The sequence below is a fragment of the Roseimaritima sediminicola genome (assembly GCF_009618275.1).
GTDB classification, from domain to species: Bacteria; Planctomycetota; Planctomycetia; order Pirellulales; family Pirellulaceae; genus Roseimaritima; species Roseimaritima sediminicola.
The window spans coordinates 22,854-48,567 of the sequence record NZ_WIAD01000046.1 but is presented as its reverse complement, the minus strand read 5'-3'; the positions used below and the strand labels follow the sequence as shown (position 1 = coordinate 48,567).

Here is a 25,714-nt window from a genome sequence, read left to right as displayed (position 1 = left end):
ACTTTACTCCAGTTCGCTGCGGTGGACGGTGATCGCGTGGGGGCGATTGCCGTTGATGTCGACCACTTCGTAGGTCACCTGCGGATCCTCAGCCGTGGTATCGAACGTCACCAGCCCGAAAGACTGTGGCTTGTTGAAACTGAACAGAGCCCCCTGCTTTTCCATCGTGGGATGAACGTGTTGATTGGTCAGCCGTGACGAGTTGAATTCGTACAGGTCGTAGCCATCGGGACGAGACAGTTTCCAGGCGTCGGAGCGATGCCGGTCGGCGCTCATCAGCACCACGCCCTCGATTTCGTTGTCGGCGATGAAGCTGAGGATCTCCTCGTGCTCCTTCTTGTATCCGTTCCAGGTGTCTCGGCTGTCACCCTTGGTCCGAAAGTCCCAGGGCACCGACGAACAGATGACTTTGAACGTTCCCTTGGCGTCGAGCAACTGTTGCTTTAACCACTGTTTTTGTACCGGTCCCAACATCGACCGAGGTTGTTTGCGGGGATCGGTTCGGTAGTAGCGACAGTCGAGCATCAGGAAATCGACGTCGGCGATCTGGAAGGCGTACCAACAACCGGGTTGTTCGTCGCCGCCGCCGTAGCCGGGATTGGCCCAGTTCTGGCGAAAGACGGGAAACACGATGTCCTTTTTCCAGAAGGGGACGTCGATGGCCGGGCCACCCCAGCTGTCGTTGGTGCTGAAGTCGTGATCGTCCCAGATCGTGAACACCGCGGTCTGTGCGGTCAGGTCACGCCACTGCGGCCGCGACTGCCGCCGCTGGTAAGTGTACTGCTGCATCACTCGCGACTCGGGGTCGTCGATGTAAACGTTGTCGCCCAGCAACAGCAGGGCCTGCGGGTCGCAGCCTGCGATCGTGGTCCACATCCGTTCGTTCTCCGGCACATACCCCGCGCCGCCGCCAAATGCCAACACGAACTTGGCCGAATGGCCCTGCTGGGGCATCGTGCGGAATCGATAGGTTTCCTGCTGGAACGGTGATTTTCCGTCGATTGCAACGGCATACCGATAGGCCGTGTCGGGCTGCAGCCCCGTCACCCGAGCGACCGCCGTGTAGTCATCTGAGGCGTGGCTGCGCACCGGCTGGCTGCGAGCGACTTCACGATCCGAGTCCGCCTCGCGCACGATGACTTCGATGGCGGATTCATCGGAGGTGCGGAACCAAAACGACGCGGCGCCGTCGGTCACATTGCCCAGCAACGGTCCGTGCACGGGGCGGTTCTGATACGCGGCGTGCAAGCGCCGAAGCAGCCGTGTTGACTGCAGCGGTTCGGTCAGCGACCGAGGGCCGGCCAGTATGCGGCCGGCGGGCAAGCCCGCCTGGATCGCTTGTGTCAGATGCTGCTCGGCCTCGGCAATCTCGCCTCGCGCGGCCCGGACCATCCCCAGCATGTACATCGTTTCGACATCGTCGCTGTGGTCGGCCAAGTACTGCTGGAGGAACTCCTGCGGCTTGTCCAGCTCGCCTCGCAACAGGTACCGCAGGGCCGTCTGATGAACGCGTTTGTATTGGTCGTCTTGCCGGAAGGACATGTCCGGCCGCGGTTTGCTGGCCCCGCCCAGGTCGTATTCGGGCGGTTTTTGGGCCACCGCCGGCGAGACCAAGACGATCGTACAAAGCAACAACACAACGGTGCGCATCACAGCTCCACGAAGATTGAAAACAAAGATTTGATCGAGCCGCCACGGGCCGCCACGAGCCGCCACGGCTCAGTCCAGCTCTTCCAGATCGGCTCGACTGTTCTCATACGTTTTGTCAAACGCCAGAGCGGCCGCATCGGGAGCCTGTCCCCAATTCTGACAAGCTTGAGTATACAGGGCGGGCCACCAGTTATGGTGCTCGGTCAGCCCCTGGTCGCGATAACTCTGCCAGTGGCTGAGCACCTTCGACCAACACTCGTCGCCGTACTGCATGGCTTCGTTCAGCGACTTGAACCGCGGCACGTACCAGCGGCGGCCGATCTGCGCGTGCAGCACTTCGTCGGCCCAGTCAAAATCCTGAAACAACGCCGCCAGCGGATCGCCGCTCTCGTACGCCACCTCGTACTCGTAACGTTTGCCCGTCCGCGGCATCAGCCCCTGTTCGATAAAGAACAACACACCGTGTCGCTGCCAAACGTCCAACTGCGAATTCAGGTTCAGCGACCAAGTGAAATTGATCGGAATCTGCGTCCAGTCGATTCCTTGCGAGACAAACCCCACTTCGCCCATCATCGCATGCCGGGCCTCGTCCCACAGTTGGCGAGACATCTCCATGTGGAATGCCCAGGGTTGTTCGGACCGCATCTCGACCAAGATGCTGGCCATCATCTCAGGAACGTCCAGTTCCCGGATCCGCTTGTAGTACATCATCAATGTTTTGTCGCGGGGCCGAAAACCGGGGTCGTACAGGAAGGCTTCTGGATTGACACCCGCGTTGTAGGGATCGCGAAAACGTTCGTCGCGCTGCGGGACCGGGTCGTAACGATAGGGTTCGCTGCCGGGCCAGGGATCAGGAACCGGTTGATCGGATGGTTCGCGGCCGTCGATTTGGCCGGCGGCGGCCAGGGCATCCATCAGGTGCTGCAGCCATGCATCGCGGGCGTCCGCGTCCTTGGAATCCCCGGCGTTGTTCGCCCCTTCTGCATCGTCCAAACAGTCCGCCGCCCGTTGGCCGCAGCGAATGATCTCCTCCAGCTCGAACGCAATTAATTTCGCCGTACGTACCGTGGGAGCGTCGGCCAGCGGATGAGCTTGGTCGCGCAGGTCCTGCCAGGCGCGGTGGACTCGGGGCAATAGGTGGTGGTACAGCGCAGCGACCAGGTCGGCCGTTTGCGGCGCGGACTGCCAATCGTCGAAGGCTCGCTCGAGGCCCGCGTGCGGAACCCGGTCCAGCCCCAGCGGCGGCTCGCGCATTTCGGAAACGCGCTTTCGCGTCGCCTCGACGTGCTCGGCAAACAGGTAGCCGTGGTGGGCGAACAGCGTCTTGAGTTCGTAGATCGGTTCGGCAGTGATTCGCGCAGTCAGCGCTTCGTGCAGCCGGCGCATCACATAGTGCAGTCGTTTGAGCCGGTCGACGCTTTCGTCCAGCGACCACTCCGCCTGGACCGCTCGCTGCATCGAGCACACGCCGGCCAGCGGAGGAAGGTTTCGATACGTGGGGTAGGAAACATCGCGTGACATCGTGGGGGCCGGGTCCATAGCAAAAGGGGGCGGAAACGGAACGCTTACCAATCTAACGCCTCGCCCGCGTCCACGCCGCGAAGGTTGATCGGTTTTCATGCAAGCCGATCCGAAACCGCTCCCATCGCATGCCCTGATGGGTTCAAAGCTCACGCCTACCCGCTTGCGGGCTGGTTCGTGGTTTCGGAACAGAACTTGCTCGACTGTTCAGCTGGTTCGCGGCGACACGGGCAATCGCCTTTCGCCGCGGCCAGGTGACGGAACACGAGAGAGGGGCAGGGAAGCCTTTCTTCTGGGCTAACCAACCACCTTTTGTCTCCAGACAACCCAACTTCCATTTCCCCGTTAGAGGAGAACTCAATGAAACGCCGCTTTATCATCCCTGCCGCCCTGGCAACCGCGATGCTGCCCTACAGCTTCGCCACCGCGCAAGACGGAAACGTCAACGCCAACACCGGGGTGGGGAACAGCCAGAATGTGGAACGGGCCGCCAAAGCCAATACGTCGGCCGACGCCAGCGCCGGCAACGCCGGGGCAAACCTGAACGCCAACGCCGCCGGCAGCCAGAACAGTAGCGGATCGAGCGTCAATGCGAATGCGCAGGGTAACCTGAACACACAGGGTGCCGTGAATACGCAGGGCAACGTCTATGGTGCTCCCGGTACTCCGGTGCAAGGGGCGTACTCACCCAGTGATTCCTGGCAGGGCAGGGCGTACCAGGGTGGCCAAGTTTATCACGGTCAAGGCTACCAGGGCCAAGTGTACCCAGGCCAGCCCTACCAGGGACATCACGGCTACGCCTATGGCCAGTCGGGAGCGGTGTACGGGCAACCGACCTATCACAGCGGTTACTCCGGTGGATACCCCTCGCACATGGCCAGCCAGCAAACGCATGTGCTGCGTTACGACGCCTCGGGACGTGAGTTCATCTGCGTGGGCGGCCAACGCGTGTACTTCGACAACCCAGCCCCAGCGGGCAACCTGCAGCCGATGAACGCTCAGGACAGCGACTACAGCGCTGGCTACAACCAGTACGACACCATGGAAGCGCCCGGACAGGACGCTCCGCCCGCCCCGAACCAAGAGGCTACGAACCCCAATGCGGCTGACCAGAACGACGGTCCGAACCCACAGGATCAGCAGCGTGGGAACGCGGATACCGATGTCGAAGGCGCGGTCCAAGTTGACCGTCCCGATGCCGAAGCCGCAGCGGATGTGAACGGAGACGTCGAGGCACCGCCCGCGCCGACCGCGGATGCCGCGGCAGACACCGAAGCCGCCGCCGAAGCTCAGGCCGATCAAGCCGCGGATGCCGCGGCCGAAGCCGCTGCGGATGTCGATGCCGCCGATGGCGAAGCGGCCGGCGGCGTGGACGTCAATGTTGGCGAAGCCGGTGCCGAAGCCGAAGCCGACGTCGACGTGGATACGCCGGAACTGTAATCCCGCTTACACCACTTTGCTAACGATAAATAGGTGTCCTGGTCCGTGTGCTGAACCGCTGGCTGCGTCAATGAAGGGATGGTGTGGCCGGCGACGCTGGTCCCACTCGGACTTCGAATTTAGCCACGGATCAGGACCCTTTTTTGCATTCTTGATTTCAAAGTAGCTCGGCTGTCCCAGCCGAGAGCCAAGTCGGTTCTCGGCTGGGACAGCCGAGCTACTATCTTTTTCCGCCTCAGTCTCGCAGTCGCTTCTTTAGTTCTGCGATCCGCTGGGCGACGATTTCCGGGTGCTCGTCCGCGACGTTGACCGTTTCGCCCTTTCCGCTGCGGTAGTCATAGAACTCGACATACCCATCGCGGTGGACGATGGTTCGATCCGAAGACGTCCGAATGGTTCGGCCCTTGGCGTACGAAATCGCGACGTCGTCGGTGGGCCGGTTGCCATGGATCTGAGGTCGCAGCGAGACACCGTCGATGAAATCGGGCTGCGGCAGACCCGCCAGATCCGCCAGCGTGGCAAACACGTCGATGGTCTCGACGATCGCGTCGCTCGATCCGCCAGCTCCACTCGCCTCCGGAGTGGCGATGATCAACGGAGATCGCAGCGATTCCTCGAACAGGGAATGCTTGCCCCAAATCGCGTGCTCGCCAAGATGCCAGCCGTGGTCTCCCCACAGCACGACAATGGTGTTGTCGCGTTGTCCCAGGGCGTCCAGTTCATCCAGGATGCGTCCGACCTGGGCATCGGCATAGGTCACACAGGCGGCGTAGTGTTTCCGCACGGCCGTGGCGAACTCGGGGTCCTCGTTCGGATCCTTTCCCCAGCGGTTGTACTTCATGAATTCCGCGGATCGATGCCACGTCGTCCGTCCCTGGGGCTTGTGGGGATGAGGGATCGGCGGCAACGACGCATCGCGATAGGGTTGGAGGTATTTTTTCGGAGCACCGAAAGGCAGGTGCGGACGGATGATACCGACGGCCAGAAAGAACGGTTTTGCCTCCGCCTCGGCCTCGTCGCTCAACTGCCGCAACTCTTCCAACGAGGCTTCCGTGATCAGTCCATCGGGATAAATCGAATCCGCCCCCGGGGCGGCTTGGAACACATCCATCTGCCCGGCGTCTGTGCGAATCTCGCCGTTGGCCAAACCGTGCATGGCACCGCGAGGATGCTGCCAGGGACCGCTGGGCATCCGGTGACGCGTCCACGCTCCGGGCATCTCGGGACTGCCTTCGGCGTCCCAGTCCGGACCACCACGCCCGCCCGGATGGTGCGACACTTTGCCGACCGAAACGGTGGTGTAACCATGGTTGCGAAACCAGTCCGGCATGCTGGGCAGCACGGCTTGCGGGTCGCTCTGCAGCTTCTTGGCTCGCGCGAACAGGGCCCCGTTGCCGCTGGGGCCGTAGCGTCCGGAGAGCAGAGCATAGCGCGAGGCGCCGCAGGTTGGGGCCTGGACGTAGTGCCGGTCGAAGCGATAACCGCGCCGGGCCAGGGCATCGATGTTAGGCGAATGAACGTAGGACTTGCCGTAACAGCCCAGCTCCGGGCGGAGGTCATCCACGCACAGCAGCAGCACATTGGGCCGCTGGGCCGCCGTCGGAATTCCAGACAGAACCGCCAAGCACAAACACGCGAAAAACACTCGCAATGGACAACAGAACCGTGCGGCATCGATAAAGGTATGTCTGGACATCGGTTGCGAAATCCCTATTTGCGAAACGGAAGCAGTGACGGCCCCGGATCAACCGGCTCCGCTCGTGGCTTTGACGTATTCCACCAGCGCGATCACGTTCTCGACCGGTGTCTGCTGCAACACGCCGTGCCCGAGGTTGAAGATATGCCCCGGGCGATTGCCCGCCTGCCGCAGCACCTCGCCGGCGCGCTGTCGAATGATTTCAGGTTCGCCCAACAACACGGTCGGGTCCAGGTTTCCTTGGACGGGGCGATCGTACCCGACCCGCTGCCAGGCCGCATCGAGCGGAATCCGCCAATCGATGCCCACGACCGTGCGGCGATCGCCGCGCAGCAGCGGCAGCAGTTCCGGGTTTCCGGTGGCAAAGTTGATCACCGGCACGCCGGGCGTCAGACCTTCGAAAATCTGCTTCATGTAGGGCAGCACGAACTGGGAATAATCCTGAGGATTGAGGCATCCGGCCCAACTGTCGAACAACTGAACGCACTGGGCTCCGGCGGCGATCTGGGCGTTCAGATAACGCACGACCGAACGCGACAGTCGCTGCATCAAAACGTCCCAGGCCCCGCTGTCGCCGTACATCAAGCGTTTGGTGTACGCGTACTGGCGACTGCCGCCGCCCTCGATCGCGTAGCTGGCCAAGGTGAAGGGCGAGCCGGCAAAGCCGATCAGGGGCAGATGGCTGGGCAGATCGGCGCGCGTTTGCCGCACCGTTTCGATCACGAAATCCAAGCAGTCGACGTCTTCCACTTCGCGCACGCGATCGATATCGGCCGGCTCGCGGAGCGGGTTGTGAATGACCGGTCCGTCACCTTTGACGAATTCCAGGTCAAAACCCATCGGTTCCAGGATCGGTAGCAGGTCGGAAAAGATGATCGCCGCGTCGACGCCCAGTCGCTCCACCGCCGTGCACATGACCTCGCTGCACAGAGCGGGTTTCTTGCACAGTTCCAGAAACGACTGCCTGGCGCGCACCTCGCGGTATTCCTGCATGTAGCGTCCGGCTTGTCGCATCAGCCAGATCGGAGTGCGGTCGGTGGACTCGCCACGACAGGCCCGCATGAAGAGGCTATCGACCGAAGGGTGTTGTTGGGGTTGGCCGGTCTTGGGATCCATCACAGTGTTCACTTTCTTGTATTCTGCCAGGCCTCGACATCGCTTGGCCGCCTCGACGACCAAGTGGCCCATTTTGGGATGTTCCGGTTCGAAATCGGCTGTCAGGTCACATTCCTGCAGCATGTTGGTGGTGGTGGGTCCGATCGAGGCGACGACCATCGCCCGCAGCCGCCCACGCAGCCGGTCGGTCAGCTGCATCTGGTCGGCCATCCGCAGCATGTTGACCACCTGATGGCCGCTGGTCAGCAGCAACACGTCGCGGCCGCCCTCGCTGATCGCCCGAACGTTCTGTTCCAGCGGTGCGGTGTCCTCGGGGAAATCCCAAGCATACACTCTCAGCGGCACGACCTTGCCCCCGCGCGCTTCCAGGCCGGCCACCAGCGACGTGTTGCTGACGCCGTACTCCTGCAGCCCGACCGTTTGGTTCTCTACCGGCGCCACGTTGTCGACCAACTGCAGCAGCTCGCGCCAAGTATTGGGCTCGGCCACCCGGTGCGTGGGTTTCAACCCGAATTCGCGCATCACCGCCACCGGCTTGGGGCCGCGGCAGACGGTCGTGATGTCCGACAGGCTGTCCAGGAACTGCTGGGTGTCGACGTGGCGCTCGATGGCCTTGATCAACTGGCGGAATCCGACGCCGGTCATGATAATCACGTACGTGATCTCGCCCGTGATCACGCGGTAGGCAAAGTCGATAGCCGGACGATTCGGCTCAATAGGCACCTCCCGCATCGAGGGGCTGACATAGGCCAGACCGTTGTGTTTTTCGATCAACCGGGCCATATCGCTGGCCCGACGACTTTCCAGTGCCGCAACCCGCAGGCCACCAAAATCCGGCTCCATCTTCTTCGTCCTATCGTGTTTACTTTCGGGGGTGTGGCTGTATTGTAGACGCCCGGCGGAAAACCGTTACCCGTCGGCAAGGCTGTCGCCCCCCCGCCCCGGCTGGTTCCGGTTTTCGTTCCCTTCGTTCCTTTCCGCTCGAGTGTTCCATGCCGCGACGTGCCCTTCGCATCGCCGAATCGAAGTATGACCTGGACGCTCTGCTCCGCAATCCAGACGACCTTCCCGCGCAGGTGACCAGCCGGAGCCTGTTTGGCAACGACCGGCCGCTGGAGATCGAGGTGGGGTCGGGCAAAGGACTGTTCATGCAGACCGCTTCGGGGCAGACGCCGGACAGCAATTTCCTGGGCATCGAAATCGCTCGCAAATACGCCGTGGCCGCGGCGGTCCGTCTGGCTCGGGCCGGTCGCAACAACGCGATGATGGTTGCCGGCAACGCCGAGCCGATTTTTCAGAACCGGATTCCGGACGGTTCGCTGGCCGCGGTCCACGTGTACTTTCCCGACCCCTGGTGGAAAGCCCGACACAAATCGCGACGCGTGCTGAACGAACGCTTCATCGCCAACGCGACGCGCTGTCTGCAGAGCGGCGGACGCTTTCACTTCTGGACCGATGTCCTGGACTACTTTGAATCGACGATCGAGCTGATCGCGACCGTCTCGCCCCAGCTCGGTCCACCGATTCCCGAAGAAGCCGCGGCGGCCGAACACGATCTGGACTACCGGACCCATTTCGAGCGACGCAGCCGGCAACATGCGATCCCCGTGTACCGGGTGTGTTACTACAAACCGTAGCCTTTCAAGCCAGGGGCTCTCGTCTGTGGTCCGCTGCTTCACAGGCTGGAAGCCTATGCCACTCCTGTCCCTCTAACCCCGTTTGCTACCGATGCCATCCGCCGATCTGCTGTCCGAACTTCGCTGGCGAGGTTTGATCCATCAATGCACCGACGAAGCCGCCCTGGCCGAGCTGTTGAAGACGCCGCAAACGTTCTATATCGGCTTTGATCCCACGGCGACCAGCCTGCACGTGGGCGGGTTGATGCAGCTGATGATGCTGCGTCGTTTCCAGCAGGCCGGCCATCGTCCGATCGCTCTGGTCGGCGGGGCCACGGGGATGATCGGCGACCCCAGCGGCAAGAGCGAAGAACGCAACCTGCAGACCGATGAACAACTCGAAGCCAACGTCGCGGGCGTCGCCGCCCAGATGCGGGCCTTTCTGGATTTCGACGGACCGCAGGCTGCGCTATTGCTGAACAATTACGACTGGATGAAGGATTTCAGCTACCTGCAATTCCTCCGCGATGTGGGCAAGTACTTTCCCGTGGGAACGATGTTGGGCAAGGACTCGGTGCGGTCGCGGCTCGATGGCGACAGCGGCCTGAGCTACACCGAGTTCAGTTACATGCTGCTGCAGGCTTACGACTTTGTGCGTCTGGCCAAGGAATACGACTGCCGAATTCAGGGCGGCGGCAGCGACCAGTGGGGCAACATCACCGCGGGGATCGATCTGGGCCGGCGGATGCTGGGCCAGCCCCTGGTCGGTCTGACCGCCCCGCTGCTGTTGACCAGCGACGGCCGCAAAATGGGCAAGACCGAACGCGGCGCGATCTGGCTGGATCCGGAGCGGACCAGCCCCTACGCCTTCTACCAGTACTGGCGACAGGTTGACGATGCCGACGTAATGCGCTGCATCGCCTACCTGACGGAAATCGACCGCGAGGAATACGATGCGCTCGCCGCGCAGACGGCCGAAGATCCCGGTCGCTGTGCGGCCCAGCAACGGTTGGCCGAGTGGATGACCCAGTTCGTCCACGGCGACGACGGTCTGAATTCGGCGCTGCGAGCCAGCAAGATGCTGTTCGGCGGCGAGATCGAAGCCCTCGACGACCGCGAACTCGGTGAGATCTTCGAAGATGTCCCCAGCAGCGAAGTCGACCGCGCGGCGCTCGATGGTGATGGCCTGTGGGTCGTCGAAGCGTTCCAGAGGGCCGGTTTGACCAGCAGCAACGGCGACGCTCGCCGGACCATCAAAGAGGGCGGGGCCTACGTGAACAATCGCCGCGTCGCCAATGCCAATGTCCGCCTGACGGCCAACGATCTGGCCAGCGAAACCATGATGGTCCTCCGCAAGGGCAAACGAAAATACGCCCTGCTGCGGTTTTCGCAGGAACCCTAAGCACGTCGCAACATTAACTTCGGCAGTACTCTCCCGCTGCGCGGGAGGGTGTGATCGCGGGGTTTCACCCAAAGATTTATGCCGACGTGCTTAGTTCACAGTGAACTGCATGATCCGCACGGCGTGGCCTTCGCTGGCCTCGGCGTGCTCCTGTCCGACCCGCAGCGTCATCTCGTGCGGAACCGGTTCCAGGTCGGTCGCAAACATGACCGTCCGCGGATAATGCAGCCCCCGGCTGTAGTGGTGGTACAGCTCGACGGTTCGGAATGGCCCGCCATCGATACTCACCTCCACCTGTCCGGCATCGGGTCCGGCCAGCACAAAGGCGCCGATCGCCGAGCCGGTAAACTCCAAACGCAACGTCGCACCGGGCCGCGTGGAATGCAGAAAATCTTCGTCCAGAAATCGCTGACGTTTGCTTCCGGGAAGGCTGTCCCAGTCGGGTTTCCCCAGCTGCCAATCGCGGCCGAACTCGGCATGCCCCGGCGTCAGAAATTGCCCGCGGAAGTAGCTGCCCGTGTCCAGCGGTTCGGGCAGAATGGCCGGCTGGGCCTGCGCGTCTTCGGGTAAGGGGTGCTGCCAAGAAGCGTCCAGTAACTGGGCCACCAGGTCGGCCGCCAAGCGATTGCCTTGCGGTTTCGGGTGCGTGCCCCCGTACTGCTGCCAGCTGAACGTGCCGGCGGCGATGCGGTCGGCCAATTCACCGGCCACGTCCACACTGCTGATCCGGTAGTACTCGGCGACGCGCTCGTGTTGCCCGCTGCTGGTAGGCGTCTCGCCGCGCTGCCGTGTGGCCAACATGCCGGGGTTGACGAAGTGGACCATCACGATGTCCATGTGCGGGTTGTGTTTTCGTGCGTGACGCACGATGCCTTCCATGCCCCGCAAGCACTCGCGGGCCGCGTGTCCCGCATCCTGATCATCGTTGACCGCAAACTCCACGAACAACAGATCCGGGTCGTGCGCCAATACGTCTCGCTGCAATCGAAAAGCACCGGTGGTCGAACAGGTCGAACTGATTCCGGCGTTGATGAACTCAAACTCCGCTTTCGGAAATCGCCGCTGCAGGTCCTGGCAGACCAGCGGCCGGTAGCCGTCCATTTCGGTGATCGATCCGCCCATGAAAACCACTTTGGGCGAAGCGTTTTGCGAGAAAGCCAATCGAGCGTTCTGCAACTGGCCACGCACCTCTACGTTCGAACTGGGCGGATCCGCGGCCCAGCTGGTCGGGGCCGCAGTCCAGGACACGACAACACTGCACAGCACCGCGGTCAGCCGACCAGCGGTCGAGAATTCTCGTCGAAACATGCGTACCTTTCTGTTGGCGACGTTGCACCGGCGACGGCTTGTTCAGCGGACGATCATCCGCAGCAAACTGCGGATACTTCTCAAAGTTTCGCCCGTGGTCAGTTTACTCTCTCCCGTTTCGCGATCGGCAAACGTGATGGGAATTTCCGCAAACTTGGCTCCCGCCCGGTGAAGCGCCAACAACAGTTCTTCCAGCATCGCGTACCCGTCGCTGCGAACCTGCGTCATGTCCAATCGCTCCAGCACCGCAACGCGATAACAGCGGAAGGCGCCGCTGCAGTCTTTAACGGGCAAACGCAGCACGCGAGTCGCAAACCCGTTGACCGCTCGGCTCATCAGCCGGCGATGCAGAGGCCAGCCTTCGATCTTGCCCTCGGCGACGTAGCGTGAGCCCACCACGACGTCGGGCGGATCCGGTGATTGAACCGCGCTGTCCAGCAAACGCGGTAGGTCTTCGGGCCGGTGGCTCAGATCGCCATCAAGGTTCAGCAGGAAGTCGTACCTCTCGCGACAGGCAAACGCGATGGCCGCCTTCAGGGCGCCACCTAAACCGCGTTCGCCCCTTCGCACAATCACCTTCAACCAGTCCTCGCCGTCGGCCTGCTGCTCGGCCCAGCGTCCCGTGCCGTCGGGCGAGTCATCGTCGACGATTAAAACGTCGGCCTCCGGCAGCGCTCGACGGATCCGCGGTAACAGTTCCGGTAGGTTTTCGCGTTCGTTGTAAGTACAGACCACGACCAAAAGGCGGCGGGCCGCGACGTCGCTTGCCGACGGATCCGGTTGGGACACAGCAGACGAAGGAGGGGGCAGGTCAGTCATGCCCAGCAGTTTAAAGAGCACCCACTGTTTTGGCTACGAGGATCGCCCACATCCCCTGCGGTGCCCCACCTGAGGCGTTTGGTCGGTAGCCCCGGTTCTCTCAGAGAGCACCAACCGCTGTTAACCTAGGCAGCCTGACACGAGTTTTCCGCTCCCCCCGATTGTACTCGTCGTGCGGGTCATCGGGATCCGATTATAGGAGTCAGCGAAGCAAAGCACGTACCGGGAACAAGGACCGAAGCGATGGCGATTTCTGCCCCATTTCGAAGCGTACTGGGAGGCGTGGCACTGGTTTGTGCGGCCCCGTGGGGTGGCATCGCCGCCGCAGAGGAACCCTGGGAGGCGGTCCATATCGCCGCGCCGGGTGACCGAGGCAACGCGGCGGACGTCGATCTCCGGCGGCCACGGAGCCTGCGAGCCCTGTTGACCGAGCCGGAACAGGCCGCCGAGCCAGAAAGAACCGCGCAGCGTGACGCCCCGCAGACGGTCCGCACCGTGGGGTTCGTCGCCGGTGACGAGCAACCGGCCGCTGGGCTGCGAGCCTTACCCTCAAAGTCATTGTCGTCAGAGTCTCTGCCGCCGCTGTCAGCGACGGATCACAACGTGTCGTTCGCCCCCATGCCGGCTCCGGTCCCCACACGATCCGCTTGGCGGTCCGCGGCTTGCCGGTGCGGCAAGCCGCAGAATCGTCACCATCGCGGTGCCGCGCGAAAGCAGCGCGATGATGAATGCCAACTGGTCAAAGTATTGGATGGCGTGGCCGCCGGAATCGAACACTCCCTGAAGCTGAAATCGCCGCACCAGCGTCAGGCCGAGAAACTCGCCTCGACCTGCAATCACTGTGCGAACGGCGCTGGAACATCGGGCCGATCGGGCCCCAGCTTCGATTCGGACTCGAACTACCGGCCCCACATCGGTCCCGAAACGGTGCCCGCCGGCCGGCCCCTGCCCGATGACGGGCAACCCAGCGGTCAACCGCAGCCCGGCGAGCTTTCGCCCGAGCGTCTGCCACGCTTGCCGGCTCCGGTGGTGCCCGATGAATTGAGTGATCCGTTCGAAGACGATGCCGCCTGGCTGCCCGGACGCGACCCCTCGATCCGCCGCAGCGCCTACTTCGAGTAGGCGGGATCGGCGGGCGGTACGCAAAAACCTCGGCGGGGCCGGAAACCGTAAGCTACGTTTTCGCACACGGTGATGCCCCTTCCACTCGTTTGCGTGCTCGCATGTCCGAAAACAACGCTCCCCTGCCCTGGCAACACATCTACAAAACGCTGCTTCAGTATGCGCCGCTATGGGGCGGTGCGGCCGTCCTGTTCGCCGGCTTCGGCATGGCCTGGGCACTGTTCAGCAAGGATTACTGGCAGGCCAACCAGCCGCTGGTACTGCGCGACGAAGCCAACGGTTCGGTCGAACGCTTGGGCCGCTTCGGCAGCCAGACGCAGCTGAAGGCCGCCCAGGAAACGATCCTGGAAATGGCCAGCCACTACGACGTGGTCCACGCTGCCCTCCAGCAGGTCGGTCCGGAAGACGGCACGCCCGATCCGGCCTGGCCCTCATCCGACGACGTCAATGCCGTGGCCAAACGGCGTGTGACCGTGCGTCCCCCGGCAGGCGGCGAATTCGGCAGCTCCGAAGTCATCTATCTGAGCGTTCAGGGTTCCTCGCCCGAGCGCAGCCGGCGCCTATGCCGCGCGGTCTACGACTCGCTGACCCAGCGCTTGCGCAAAGTTCGCCGCTTGCGGGCCGACAGCATCATGGAAGAATTGGTCGAGGCTCGCGACCTGGCGAAAGCCAAACTGGACGTCGCCGCCGGTCAACTGCGGACCGTGGAAGTCGAATTCGGCAGCGATCTGGGTGAGCTGCGCAACTTGAGCGAAACGTTCGGGGACAGCACCAAGCGCCGGTTGCTGGATGAAACCCAGCGCGAACTGCAAGCGGCCGAGCTGGAACTGGAACAACTCGAAGCCCTCCACGCCCTGCTTGTGGGTGGCCGCGAAAACCCCGATCGCCTGCTGGTCTCCGGCGGCGAACTGCTCAGCAGCCAACCCAGTTTGCTGAAGATGAAAGACGGCTTGATCGAGGCCCAACTGCAAACCTCGCAGCTCTCCGGACGCTACACGCCGCTGCATCCGCGGCTGCGTGCGGCCATGGAAACCGAACGGGAAATCCGCCAGCAGATCCGCCAGGAATCCGCGATGGTCGTCGAAGCGATGCAGCCGTCGCTGCAGCTGGGACGCGACAAAGTCTCGCGGCTCCGCACCAAACAAGCGGAACTGACCACGCGGCTGGAACGCATTGCCGAAGTTCGCACCCGCTACGCCGCCCTGGCTGCCGAGGTCAACCATCGCACGGGACTGCTGGAAGCGGCCGAGAAGGCATTGACCGAAGCCCAGGCCAGCCGAGCCGCAGCGCTGTCGGTGAACCTGTTGGCCGAAGTCGGCCCGCCGGTCGTCAGCGATCATCCCGTCGGCGCCTCCGGAAGCCTGCTGACCCTGGGCTCGGCCACGGCCGGACTGCTGTTCGGCCTGGGCGCCGTGTTCCTGGTCGCCCCCGGCCCCAATCAAACCACCCGCGGCCGCCGCTGGTCCGATCTGGTGGGGGGACGACGAGCGACCGATCACCTGCCACCGGGCGCGACACCGCCGGCCAACGCGATGGTTTCCGCCTCCGGCTTTGCTCGCCGCGCCAGCGATCGTCACCCGGCCACCGCCCGCGGTGCCAATCCGCTGCAAACCCGCGAACCGGCCTCCGCCGCAGACGAAGCGGGCCCAGCGACGGTCTCGGCCGCCACCGCGGTACCCGCTGGCCGAACCACAACGGACGAATCGCCGGCGGCCACCGAACCGGCGCCCAGTGCCGACAGCGACCCCAGCGCCGAGAGCGACCCCAGCGCCGAGAGTGATCCCGGTGCCGAGAGCGGACCGAAGCAGGTAACCCAGCCGGAAACCCAGCAGGCTCACGAGACACCGGAGGCTCACGAGACACCGGAGGCTTCCGAGACGACGGAGGCATCCGAGACGACGGAGGCGGGGGCCGGGACCGAGGCCCTCGATCCCGCGGCGGAACCGGTCGCTGAATCGAGCGACGATCCTATCGAAGACAACGACCCGCAAGCCGGCGAGCTGACCGTCCTGTTCTCCGACTGCGAGCCATCGGATCGGACCGAATCGTCGCTCTCGCCCATCGTCTACCGCGATCTGTTCGACGACGAAGAGGACGAATCGGAAAAGAGCGAGAAGATCGATACGGTCGACACGAGCGCGAAGCCCGCCGAGGAATACGCGACGCCCGCCGAGGAATACGAAGCCACAATGCCGCTGGACGAATTGATGAACCAGTGGAACCAGGCCTCGAACGATCGCCTGGGCGACCGCCGAAAAAACCCGCGAGATTAATTTCTCCGCAGCCCATCCTGCGGCGGGAAGCCACAGCGTGTCCGGGTCGCAATTCGCCGGCGGCCGGGCGTTTCGCGGGGTTCGAACATCGTCTATAAACGGTCGGCAGGGACGATGACCGTTTCGAGGTTCGGACACGCACAGATCGATCAGGCATGAATTCAAAAAACACCCTCGTGGGGCTCGGCGAAGTTCTGTGGGACGTATTTCCGGACGGGGCACGCTTCGGCGGAGCCCCGGCGAATTTCGCCTCGAGCGTCGCTCACCTGGCTGCCGGCGGCTCGCGCGTGTACATGGTCAGCGCCGTGGGCAAAGACGATCGCGGCGCGCAGGCGATCACCAAACTGCAGGAAAAAGGTGTCGATACGACGCATGTCCAGCAGGTGGACTTTCCCACCGGCACGGTTGACGTCGAACTGGACGAGGATGGCAAAGCCACCTATTCCTTCGCCGACAACACGGCCTGGGACAATCTGTACTGGCAGGATTCGCTGGCCGATCTGGCCGCCGCGACCGACGCCGTCTGCTTCGGAACGCTGGCCCAGCGCAGTGAACGCTCGCGCGACGCCATTGAACGCTTCGTCGAAGCGACGCCGCCGGACGCGCTGCGAATCTTCGACATCAATATTCGGCCGCCCTTCCACAGCGAAGCGGTGATCCGCAGGTCGATGGAACTGGCAAACGTCCTGAAGTTAAACGACGACGAATTATCGCTGGTCGCGGACCTGTATGGCTGCAGCGGTTCGACCGAGCAGATCGTGCGTCAGTTGTGCGAGAAGTGCGATTTGCGATGCCTCGCCCTGACCTGCGGCTCGGATGGTTCGATCCTGATCCGCGACGGTCAACTGGACCGCCAGGGCGGCGTGCCCACCGAAGTGGTCGACACGGTGGGTGCCGGCGACGCGTTCACCGCATCGATGACTCTGGGGCTATTGGCCGGCAAACCGCTGGACGAAATCAACCGCCGCGCCGCGCGCGTGGCCGCCTACGTGTGTTCGCAGGGCGGAGCCACACCGCCCATCCCCGACGACCTGCGATAGCGTTTGTGATCCTACACGTCGACATGGATGCGTTTTATGCGTCCATCGAACAACGCGACCGACCGGAGCTGCGCGGCAAACCGGTCGTCGTCGGCGGCTCGCGCAGCGGCCGCGGGGTGGTCGCGGCAGCCTCCTACGAAGCGCGTCGGTACGGCGTTCACAGTGCGATGCCCGGGGTGCGGGCCGCCAAACTGTGTCCCGAGGCGATCTTCCTGAAAACGGACATGGCCAAGTACGTCGCGGTCAGCCGGCAGGTGCGCGAGATCTTTCTGTCCTATACGCCGCTGGTCCAGCCACTGAGCCTGGACGAAGCGTTCCTGGACGTGACCGCTTCGACCAAACTGTTCGGCGGCGCGACGGACATCGGCCGAGCCATCAAGCAGCGGATCCGCACCGAGCTGGATCTGGTCGCTTCGGTCGGAGTCGCTCCACTGAAATTCGTTGCCAAGATCGCTAGCGATCTGGACAAACCCGACGGCCTGGTCGTGGTCGCCCCCGACGAGGTGCAGAGCTTCTTAGATGATCTGCCGATCGAACGACTGTGGGGCGTGGGCCGGGTCGGCCAGCAGAAGCTGCAGCGGATCGGGATCCACCGCATCGTCGACTTGCGCGTTCGGGATCGCCGCGACCTCCAGCGCCGCTTTGGCAAATGGGGCGAACACCTGTGGAAATTGGCCAACGGAATCGATGACCGCAAAGTCATTCCCGATCACAAGGCCAAACAGATCAGCAGCGAACGCACGTTTCCCGAGGACCTCAGCGACGAGGCGATGCTCGAGTCGGCCCTTGCCCACTTGGTCGAACAAGTGTGTTCGCGGCTGCGCCACGCCGGCTGCACCACGGCCAGCATCAATTTAAAATACCGTCGGCACGATTTTCAGACGTTCACGCACAGCCGCAGCATCACCCGGACCGACGCCACGCAGGCCGTTCTGCGGCTCGCCCACGAGCTACTGGCCGAAATGCGCATCCGCCAGCCCCAGCCCGTGCGTCTGTTGGGCATCTCACTGGGCAACCTGCGGTCCACCGCTGTCGCTCAACAACTGGACCTCTTCGACGATGCGGCCGGTGCGAGTCACCGCCAAGTCGACCGCGTCCTCGATCAGCTCGGCCCCCAAATCTACCGCGCCAGCAGCCACCAATTTAAACATCGCCCCAAGAATACCCCCCCGGACCCCGCGGCTTCGTAACCTCGGGTACTGTCCCGCACACGGCATCCTGTCCCGCACTCGGTATCTTCATTCGTCGCGGTCCAGCCCTGACCGGCCGGTACTGCACCGAGCGGCTTGCGGCATTCGGCTGACCACGGGGTTGTCCGCGAACGGTTCCTAACGGGACTGCTGCAGTTGCTTCGCTCGCTCGCGGACCGCTTCGACGGGGCTTTCGCGAAGCTCCGAAAGCATCGCGGCGACATCCGTCGCGGCCCGCTCGAACGCTCCGCTGTCGACCAGCAACATTGCCGCGACACGCAACCGTGCCCGGTCGACCACCTCCCGCACCGCCGGCTGCTCGCGGACACTATCCGCGGCCGCGTCCAGCGCCACCAGGTACCGATCCGCTTGACGGCACGTCTGCTCGACGCGACGCATGCCTTGGATGGTTTTGATCCAGGGACGACGCTGCTCCACTTGAGCAACCATCGTGTCCCAGGCCGGTGGCTGGATATCCGCCACGGCGAACAGACGCTCGATTTCCCGCTGTAGAGCTTGCGGCGGGGAGGTCGGATCCTGCAAGACCAGCGCGGTACGAACGATCTGCACCGCTTCGGGCCGAAACGCTTCTCGCTGCAGAACCGGCTCCAGAGAAGAAGCCGCGATCTCCGGTGGTAACGCATCGATCAGCACCCCGACCAAACTCTGCGGAACCAAACGACTCCGCGGCGAGCGTAGCTCGGTGCCCTGCGTTTCTCGGTCGCGGCCCACTCGAGGAGTCAGATACAAAAATACCTCTTCGGGCTGCTGCGGCGGCGCGATCAGGTCCACCACGGCTTCCGTCCAAGCCGGCTTGAGTGAGGTCGTCTCGAAGAGCTGTGCGGTGGAGACGAGTGCATCGGACAAAGCGGCAAAATCGGTGTTGGCTCGCTGTGTGGCAGGGTCCGTCGTCAGGTCGCGATGGTTTCGCCACAACACTAGGCTCTCAGTAATCGCCGATATCGTGACGTCGCCGAGTCCGTGACGCGAACCGACCCGGGCTGCGCTGTTCAAGCGTTCGATTCGAACCGCCGCGGACGCCGAATCCGTACGCGTCGCCTGGAGCATATCGCCCAGGACTTCGATCACCATCACGGGCGGCTGTTCACCGGTCACTGCCAGCACGTTGTCGGCGATCGCTAGGGTTAATCGCCAATTACCTTGCTGTTGTGCCAACGGCAACAACTGCGACGCCAGGGCGACACCGCCACTACGGATCTCCGGTGCATCTTGGCGCAATGCAAGACCGGCCAGCGGCCAGGCCTCCAGACGGTCTGCCGCCGCGGCGTCGGGGCCGATCATGGTCAATTGCTGGAGGAGATCCTTGTCGAGCGGTTGGTCGAGTGCCGTCGAAATTAGAAAACGCAGCATTTGCCGAGCGTTTGCATCGGCGTGGTCGCCTTCGGGCCGGCCAGCGGATGAGTCGGACGCTGGCTGTGACAGGCGTTCGTTAAAGGTTTCCAGTGTCGCTCGACCCGTCGGATCGTGACGCAGGCCATCGATGGCCTGCGTTGCCAGCGACGTCTGCCAGGGATCTTGGTCCAGCGTCGCAAATCCACGTACGAGGCTTTGGACGCCGGTCGTTTTTGGATCCAACATCGATTCCAGTACTCGCAGGCAAGCCTCGGCGTCGAGCTCAGTGGTACTTGCGGACCGCTGATCCGAAGCGACCGGTTCACCGCGTTGGATGGCGAGCGCCAGCCGAACGAGCTTCGCTTCGACGGGCAATTTTATTTTCTGTAGACGGCCGTGGATCGCTTCCAGGCGTTCGCTCGCTCGCTCGGCTTCCGGCGCCGAGTCCCGCACATCGCGAAAGTCTGCCAGCAGCCACCGTCGGGCTTCGTCGGTTCGTTCCTGGGCATGCAGGTAAGCGAACAGTGGGCCGCCGATCCCGCCAGCCGTCCAGCGGAACGACTCGGGAAGCTGCGGATCCTCAAGCGCCAATTGGAACAAGCCGATCACCTGCGTGGGCTTCGACGCAGGTCGCTGGGCCAGCGCTTGGGCTGCCTGCCAGAGAAACACGCCAGCGTTTTCGGGATCCACACCAGCGTTTTCGGGATCCACACCAGAGAGCAGGTTGTTCAGTCGCTCGGTCGCCGCGCGGGCGTCGTCACTGAGCAGCGCTGCGACCGTGCCAGCAACCACGGATGTCGCCGGTTGGTTTTGCATGGCCAGGCAGCGCTTTCGCACCTGTTCCGCCGCTTCGGGGGCGTGCTCGAGCGCCGTCAGGATGGGCTGGAGATTGCCGACGAATCGGCCGTCCGAATCGGGCTGGCCGGTGGTCCACAGCGGCGCGTCGCTGCGAAACGTTTCGGACCGTTCAAACAATTTCTGCAGACGGCTGGCCACCGCCTCGGCCGCTTGATCACCCAGTCGATGGGACTGGGACAATTCTCGCAACAGGGGGCCGAGCTGCTGTTCGGCGGCTCCGTTCAGCAGCGAGACCAGGAAGACGCGGCCGGGAGGCGTCGGTTGTTCCACGCCTCGGGGATCCAAGTCCATCAATTCTCGCAGGGCTGCGTAGGACAATCCGGACAGGTCGCTCTCGGCCAACTGTTCAAAGGCCTCGTCGGTGCGTCGCGTGTTCTGTGCGGCTTGGATGAACGCGTCCAGGTGCGGTTCCATGCGTGCGGCGTCGAGCGCGAAGACGTTCAGGAAATGTTCGAGCGCCGAGGGAAAGTCACGGCGTGCCGAGCGATCTACGGCCGCCTGCAGTTGGGACGCGGCGTCGCGGTTGCCGGCGATCTTCGCCCGCATCTGCTGCCGCTGTCGCTCGCGCAGGTCACCGGCTGCGGCGTGATCGCCCGCCGCCGCGTACAGCAGGGCCAGTTGTTCGGTCAACTGCGGATCCAGCCTCTTGGCTTCCAGGCGACGTTCCAGGTAACCGGTAACGTCCGCGATCGCCTTCAAGTCCTGCAGCCACTCGACCGCGTCGCGAGCCTGTGCGCCGGTGCCGCTACGCAAAACTTCATAGGCCGCTTCGGCGGCGGCCTCGGACCGGTTCTCACCCAGCAGCTGCGGTACGGATTGGTACGGGGAGCGCCTGCCGGTCGTGGCCGGGGCGGACGCGTGGAAGTTGCCGGCTTGCTGTTCCAGTCCGACTCGCATCAATTGTCCGACCACGATCTTCTTGACTTTGCTATCCAGCGGCATCGACTGCAACCGCTCCGCCGCGGCACGAGCGGTTGCGACGTCGTCCAGGTAACTGGCCACGCGAACCACGCCCAGGTCCCGCGTGCGTGCCAGCGTCGGGTGTTCGGTTTGAACCTTTGCAAAGTGCTGCAGCGCCTGTTCGGGTTGCTGCAAACGTTCGGCCTGCAGAGCACAAGCCAGGCGGATTTCGGCATTGTTCGGGAAACGCTCGGTGGCTTCCTGCAGCCGCAGCAGGGACCGGGGGCGATCGTTGTCGCGATTCCACTGCCACAGCGCCGCCGCCGTCACCGCGCGCAGGCTCTGTTCGTCGGCCGGCACGTCGGCGTCCGCGTTCAACAGACGTTGTTCCAGAGCGATGCTTTGCTCGCGATCCAGATTCAGCACCAGTCGTATGACGGCAACCGATAGGGACCGCCCCAGCACGGGCGACACGCGCAGGCTGGACGAGGCGGTGGTGCTGATTGCGATGCGTTCCAGGGGCGAATCCCAACGCTGGTCGATTTGCGGTTGTCGCTGTCGCGCGGCGGCACCTGCGGCCAGCAGCGTTGCCAGGATGTCGAACCGCTGCTGGCCGGTTTGCGGATCACCGGCGGTGGCTAACAGCGGCAACCGGTCGGCGACGAGCACCACGTCCTCGGTATCGGCCACCTGGTCTGGGGAAAGCTCTCGCAGCCAGCCACGCCAGCGGGCCAGTTGTGGCCCGAGCGCTGCGGTGCGGCCGCTGTGCAGGGCGGCGAAAATCGCGTCGGGAATTGCCGAGATCTGTTGCGGACGAAGCAGCGGGTCGAGCAACCGATCGGCCACCTCGGTTTGTCCCGCCGCACGGTGCTCATTGGCAACCGCGACGACCAATCGCGTGGGATCGTCCTGATACGGGCCGGTGGGCGGCTGTTGCAGTTGGTCTCGCAGCCAAGCGAGTTGCCAATCCTGCAAAGGCCAAGGCGTGCTGTCCGCCGCGCCTTTGTACTGGGCGGAGAGCGCCGCCTGCCGGTTCTCGATCACCTGCAGCGCGGCGGTTCGGCCGCGGGAATCACCCAGTTGAGCCAGCCGACAAACCAGTGCGAAGGTTTCCGGATGGTCGGTGGAACGAAGCGAAAGCGTTGGCGGCGGTTCGATGTGATAGTGAACGAGGATCTGTGCGTAGGCTTTCCACAAGGCTCGTCGACGCGCCGGCGAGCCGGGGGAGGCGTCATTATCGGCGGCGTGCAGCTGGCGTCGTTGCTCTTCGCTGGGGATCACCGCCGTGGTCTGCTGCATCCGGTGGGCGGCGATCGCCTCGAGCGGCCAAGCCACCGCGGCCGTCTGTTCGGCAGTCAGTGACGGCATCTCCGAGACCACTTGCAACCATTCGTCGTTTTGGACGGTCGCCATATTGGCCACTTGCAACATCCATTCGATGCTGGTTTCCTGCGGCGGTTCGAGCGATGTTGCCGCTCCGATTTTTGCCGCCGTTTGCCGGCAGGCATCAAACTGCCTCTGATGCAACTGCAGCATCGCCAAACGCAAACGCAGGTCCGGGTGCAGGTCGCTTGTCGCCGCGTCCTCGAGTGCCGCCACGGCTGTTTCGACTTGTTGCTGGGCGAGCAACACGTCCAGCGCAACGCGGGCGGCCTGCCAGGACCGGTTTTGTACCGCTGCTTTCAGCGTGTCCACGACTTGTCCGCCGCGGCCTCGCTGCGCCAAGTGCTCGAGGTAATCGCGTCGCAGACTGTCGTCGTCTTCGATTCTCAGCAGTGCTTGGTAATAGGTCCGCAGCCGTTCGTGATCACCGGCCAGGGTGGCCAGCTGGATCAACCGCCGCAGTAGCCCCGCGTCGCTGGGACGTTCTCGCCGCACCGGTTCCAGCACCCGCAGGGCCGCGGCCGGGTTGCCCGTGACCTCGTGCGCGATCGCGATTTGTTGGATTACACTGTTGGCCTGGGCGGCTTGGCTGGACTGAGACTGGGGCATCGCTGCCAAGCGTTCCAGCAGATCGGGCAGACGCAGTTGGCGGTCGTACAGCGGTGCCAGGGCAGCGACGACATCCGTTTTCTCGGCCGCATGGCTGGCCGCGTCGTATTGTTGCCAGTAGACCTCGATCGCTTCGTCCGTCTGGTAATCGGCCGCCAAACGTTCGGCCAGTTGCTCCAGCGCCGCGGTATCTCGCGGCGCGACCCGTACGGCTTGCCGCAGGGCTTCGTACCCGCCCGCCGGCTCGCCGGTTTGAAAACACAGTTCCGCGTACTTCAGCCACAGCGAAACGTTCTCGGGCTGTCGCTGGACAAGTTCACGGCCCAGCTCGCGAGCGACCTCGAATCGACCCACCTGCACCGAAAGGTCGGCCATCTGCTTGAGCACCTCGACGCGCTGGCGAGGATCGGCCTCGGCCAGTCGTCGCAGCAGTTCCAAGGCGTCCTCGATGCGGTCCTGGCGACGAAGCATGTCGGCGGCGGAGCGGAGCAGGGCGGCGTTGTGAGGCTGCCTCTGTAGCGCCGCTCGCAACAACGCGACCGCCTCGCTGCGGCGACCCACGCTCTCGAGCAACGACGCCAACCGGTTCACCGCTTCGGTCCGCTGCGACGGGCCGGCTTCGCCACGCACGCGATCCAGTTCGGCTTGCGTCTGCCGAATCAGCTCGCCGCGCTTGCCTTCCAGCGTCGCCAGTTGAACCCGCACGTCCCAGCTCTGCCGGCGTTCGACGTCGGTTTCGGCGACCCGCTCGGCCGCTTGCCACTGTTCGAGGGCTTCGGCGAAACGCTCGGCGGAAATTAATTCTCGCGTGTACTGCAGTCGTTGGGCAAACGTCAGGTCCAACTCCGCCGCTTCGTCCCAGACCGCCAGCGACTCGTCGGTAAAGCCGTGGTTCGACAGCACCCCGGCCCACTGCAATAACGTCGCTCGACTGCGATGCGGCGGAGCGGCGATCGACTGCCAGGTTTCGAGGGCTGCTTTGGTTCGCCCGCGCTGGTGGTAGAACTGGCCCAGCAGTTCGCGGTACTGCGGATCTTCTGGGGCGAGTTCGATGGCGGCCTGGAAGGACGCTTCGGCGGCTTCGGTTTGTTCGATCGCCGCCAACCGCTGGGCGACCTGCAGCTGAGCCATCGGGTCCTCGGCATGTCGCTGGGCGTAGCGCTGCCACAGTCCAGCGGCCTGCTGGCGACGCTCCTCCAGCGGGCGTTTTGTGTCTTGCAGCACGGCCGCGCCCCAGCGCATCAGGTACTCGGTGCGGTTGGGATGCTGCTGGACCAACGCTGCGTACTCGGCGGCCACCGCAGCCCAATCCTGCTGGGCCGAAAGCGCCTCGAGGTACACTTCGCGGGCGGCCGAGGCTTGCGGCTGTCGCTGTAGGATCTGCCGCAGCGTCTCGATGGCCGCTTCGACGCGTCCGCTGGTCAGTTGGGCGCGGGCCAGACGCACCGCCAGATCCACATCATCGGGATCCGCCTGCCATCGCTCTGCGTAGTAGTCGATCACGGCCGCCTCGCCGCCGGTGGCCCGCAGCGCCGCTTCGATGTCGTGTTGGATCTGGTTTGCCAGCCAACTTCCCGGCCGTACTCGCGACAGCAATTCTTGCAGACTTTCCACAGCCGCTTGCGATTGGCCGCTGCGCAGTTTCAGTCTCGCCGCCTTCAGCGACCATTCGATCGCATCCCCGCCAGACGCCTCGGCGGCCAGATGCTGGTACAGCTCGATCGCTTGCTCAAAGCGTTGCTGCTGGACCATCAACTGGGCGACTTGTTGAGAGAGGCCCGCGGCGGCGCCGCCGAGCTGTTGCTGCAGGTTCTGCCAAAGTGCGTCGGCGTCGTCGTCCTGGTCGTTTTCGTAGTACAGCCGGCCCAGGGCCAAGTAGATCGGCCCGGCTTCGACCGGAGCCGGGCGGCGTTCGATCGCCCGCTGGTAGGCGGCCATTGCCGGTTCGCTTTGGCCGTCGGTTTCCAACGCTCGGCCCAGCAGGAAGCTGGCCATCGGGTCGGTGGGCAGCAGCGGTTCGGCTTGCCGCAGCGACTCCAGGGCCCCGCGCTCGTCACCGCTGCGCTGCTGCAGAAGGGCTTTCAGCAGCCACCGATTACCGGCGGCCGCGTCTGCGGTCGGCGTGGTCTTCGAGGTTTCTGGGGTTTCTGGGGGGGGCGAGGTTTCTGGGGTCAGCTCCTGCAGTTTCTCGTCCAGCGTGCCGGCGCTACGGTGATGGGCGAACAAGCGTTCCAGCGCCGCGCCGGGCCGCGGACGGCGCAGCAGCAATTGCTCGTAGCGGGCGGCCATCAACGCCCCCCGGCGATCCGGATCGGCTTGACCCAGAGCGGTGTCGGCGAGCACGAGTGAAGCAAGCAAACAGAAGAGTACCAGCGACGAAACCAATCGCATCGGCGCGTCCAAAACAAGCGGGGGGAA

Annotated in this window: 14 protein-coding genes; 7 read left to right on the top strand and 7 right to left on the bottom strand. The window is 63.8% G+C overall.

Annotation, left to right across the window (positions count from 1 at the left end):
* Window positions 1-3: 3 nt before the first annotated feature.
* Both GE027_RS18050 and GE027_RS18045 read right to left on the bottom strand, forming a co-directional pair.
* A complete protein-coding gene (locus GE027_RS18050) occupies window positions 4-1,650 on the bottom strand; it encodes an alkaline phosphatase D family protein (protein ID WP_153558618.1) in 1,647 nt (548 codons plus the stop codon).
* A gap of 69 nt (window positions 1,651-1,719) precedes the next feature.
* Window positions 1,720-3,171 carry a hypothetical protein gene (locus GE027_RS18045; protein ID WP_153558617.1) on the bottom strand — a complete coding sequence of 484 codons (1,452 nt, stop codon included), beginning with the start codon at window positions 3,169-3,171 and terminating at the stop codon, window positions 1,720-1,722.
* 360 nt (window positions 3,172-3,531) lie between these two features.
* On the opposite strand from GE027_RS18045, the gene GE027_RS18040 reads away from it, so the two are divergent.
* On the top strand, window positions 3,532-4,611 hold the full coding sequence (locus GE027_RS18040; RefSeq protein ID WP_153558616.1) for a hypothetical protein: 1,080 nt from the start codon (window positions 3,532-3,534) through the stop codon (window positions 4,609-4,611).
* Between the two features lie 235 nt (window positions 4,612-4,846).
* On the opposite strand, the gene GE027_RS18035 is transcribed toward GE027_RS18040, so the two are convergent.
* Window positions 4,847-6,307 carry a sulfatase gene (locus tag GE027_RS18035; protein WP_153558615.1) on the bottom strand — a complete coding sequence of 487 codons (1,461 nt, stop codon included), beginning with the start codon at window positions 6,305-6,307 and terminating at the stop codon, window positions 4,847-4,849.
* Window positions 6,308-6,355: 48 nt separating this feature from the next.
* Window positions 6,356-8,266 (bottom strand): uroporphyrinogen decarboxylase, encoded by a 1,911-nt coding sequence (hemE, locus tag GE027_RS18030; protein ID WP_153558614.1) that lies wholly within the window; start codon window positions 8,264-8,266, stop codon window positions 6,356-6,358.
* Between the two features lie 149 nt (window positions 8,267-8,415).
* Between hemE and trmB the strand changes: the two genes are divergently transcribed.
* Together trmB and tyrS are read left to right on the top strand one after the other, a co-directional pair.
* On the top strand, window positions 8,416-9,060 hold the full coding sequence (gene trmB / locus GE027_RS18025) for a tRNA (guanosine(46)-N7)-methyltransferase TrmB (RefSeq protein WP_153558613.1): 645 nt from the start codon (window positions 8,416-8,418) through the stop codon (window positions 9,058-9,060).
* Window positions 9,061-9,151: 91 nt separating this feature from the next.
* Window positions 9,152-10,441 (top strand): tyrosine--tRNA ligase, encoded by a 1,290-nt coding sequence (tyrS, locus tag GE027_RS18020; protein WP_153558612.1) that lies wholly within the window; start codon window positions 9,152-9,154, stop codon window positions 10,439-10,441.
* Window positions 10,442-10,531: 90 nt separating this feature from the next.
* On the opposite strand, the gene GE027_RS18015 is transcribed toward tyrS, so the two are convergent.
* Both GE027_RS18015 and GE027_RS18010 read right to left on the bottom strand, forming a co-directional pair.
* A complete protein-coding gene (locus GE027_RS18015; protein WP_153558611.1) occupies window positions 10,532-11,749 on the bottom strand; it encodes an SGNH/GDSL hydrolase family protein in 1,218 nt (405 codons plus the stop codon).
* A 42-nt stretch (window positions 11,750-11,791) separates the two neighbouring features.
* Window positions 11,792-12,568 carry a polyprenol monophosphomannose synthase gene (locus GE027_RS18010; RefSeq protein WP_153558610.1) on the bottom strand — a complete coding sequence of 259 codons (777 nt, stop codon included), beginning with the start codon at window positions 12,566-12,568 and terminating at the stop codon, window positions 11,792-11,794.
* A gap of 243 nt (window positions 12,569-12,811) precedes the next feature.
* On the opposite strand from GE027_RS18010, the gene GE027_RS18005 reads away from it, so the two are divergent.
* From GE027_RS18005 to dinB, 4 genes are all read left to right on the top strand, one after another.
* Entirely contained in the window at window positions 12,812-13,690 is an 879-nt protein-coding gene (locus tag GE027_RS18005) for a hypothetical protein (protein ID WP_153558609.1), read from the top strand.
* 101 nt (window positions 13,691-13,791) lie between these two features.
* The gene (locus tag GE027_RS23145) at window positions 13,792-15,963 is read left to right on the top strand and encodes a GumC domain-containing protein (protein ID WP_202617459.1); all 2,172 of its coding nucleotides are present in this window, start codon (window positions 13,792-13,794) and stop codon (window positions 15,961-15,963) included.
* A 155-nt stretch (window positions 15,964-16,118) separates the two neighbouring features.
* Window positions 16,119-17,003 carry a carbohydrate kinase family protein gene (locus GE027_RS17995; RefSeq protein ID WP_153558608.1) on the top strand — a complete coding sequence of 295 codons (885 nt, stop codon included), beginning with the start codon at window positions 16,119-16,121 and terminating at the stop codon, window positions 17,001-17,003.
* Between the two features lie 5 nt (window positions 17,004-17,008).
* Window positions 17,009-18,193 carry a DNA polymerase IV gene (gene dinB, locus GE027_RS17990; protein ID WP_153558607.1) on the top strand — a complete coding sequence of 395 codons (1,185 nt, stop codon included), beginning with the start codon at window positions 17,009-17,011 and terminating at the stop codon, window positions 18,191-18,193.
* Window positions 18,194-18,331: 138 nt separating this feature from the next.
* Here dinB and GE027_RS17985 read toward each other — a convergent pair whose 3' ends face one another.
* Complete coding sequence (locus tag GE027_RS17985; RefSeq protein ID WP_153558606.1) at window positions 18,332-25,687, bottom strand: tetratricopeptide repeat protein; 7,356 nt, start codon at window positions 25,685-25,687, stop codon at window positions 18,332-18,334.
* Window positions 25,688-25,714 lie beyond the last annotated feature (27 nt).

What these genes read in the sequence shown, in the direction of transcription:
- GE027_RS18050 (WP_153558618.1), bottom strand. Translation starts at nt 1,650, where the DNA reads ATGCGCACCGTTGTGTTGTTGCTTTGTACGATCGTCTTGGTCTCGCCG.
- GE027_RS18045 (WP_153558617.1), bottom strand. Translation starts at nt 3,171, where the DNA reads ATGTCACGCGATGTTTCCTACCCCACGTATCGAAACCTTCCTCCGCTG.
- GE027_RS18040 (WP_153558616.1), top strand. Translation starts at nt 3,532, where the DNA reads ATGAAACGCCGCTTTATCATCCCTGCCGCCCTGGCAACCGCGATGCTG.
- GE027_RS18035 (WP_153558615.1), bottom strand. Translation starts at nt 6,307, where the DNA reads ATGTCCAGACATACCTTTATCGATGCCGCACGGTTCTGTTGTCCATTG.
- hemE (WP_153558614.1), bottom strand. Translation starts at nt 8,266, where the DNA reads ATGGAGCCGGATTTTGGTGGCCTGCGGGTTGCGGCACTGGAAAGTCGT.
- trmB (WP_153558613.1), top strand. Translation starts at nt 8,416, where the DNA reads ATGCCGCGACGTGCCCTTCGCATCGCCGAATCGAAGTATGACCTGGAC.
- tyrS (WP_153558612.1), top strand. Translation starts at nt 9,152, where the DNA reads ATGCCATCCGCCGATCTGCTGTCCGAACTTCGCTGGCGAGGTTTGATC.
- GE027_RS18015 (WP_153558611.1), bottom strand. Translation starts at nt 11,749, where the DNA reads ATGTTTCGACGAGAATTCTCGACCGCTGGTCGGCTGACCGCGGTGCTG.
- GE027_RS18010 (WP_153558610.1), bottom strand. Translation starts at nt 12,568, where the DNA reads ATGACTGACCTGCCCCCTCCTTCGTCTGCTGTGTCCCAACCGGATCCG.
- GE027_RS18005 (WP_153558609.1), top strand. Translation starts at nt 12,812, where the DNA reads ATGGCGATTTCTGCCCCATTTCGAAGCGTACTGGGAGGCGTGGCACTG.
- GE027_RS23145 (WP_202617459.1), top strand. Translation starts at nt 13,792, where the DNA reads ATGTCCGAAAACAACGCTCCCCTGCCCTGGCAACACATCTACAAAACG.
- GE027_RS17995 (WP_153558608.1), top strand. Translation starts at nt 16,119, where the DNA reads ATGAATTCAAAAAACACCCTCGTGGGGCTCGGCGAAGTTCTGTGGGAC.
- GE027_RS17985 (WP_153558606.1), bottom strand. Translation starts at nt 25,687, where the DNA reads ATGCGATTGGTTTCGTCGCTGGTACTCTTCTGTTTGCTTGCTTCACTC.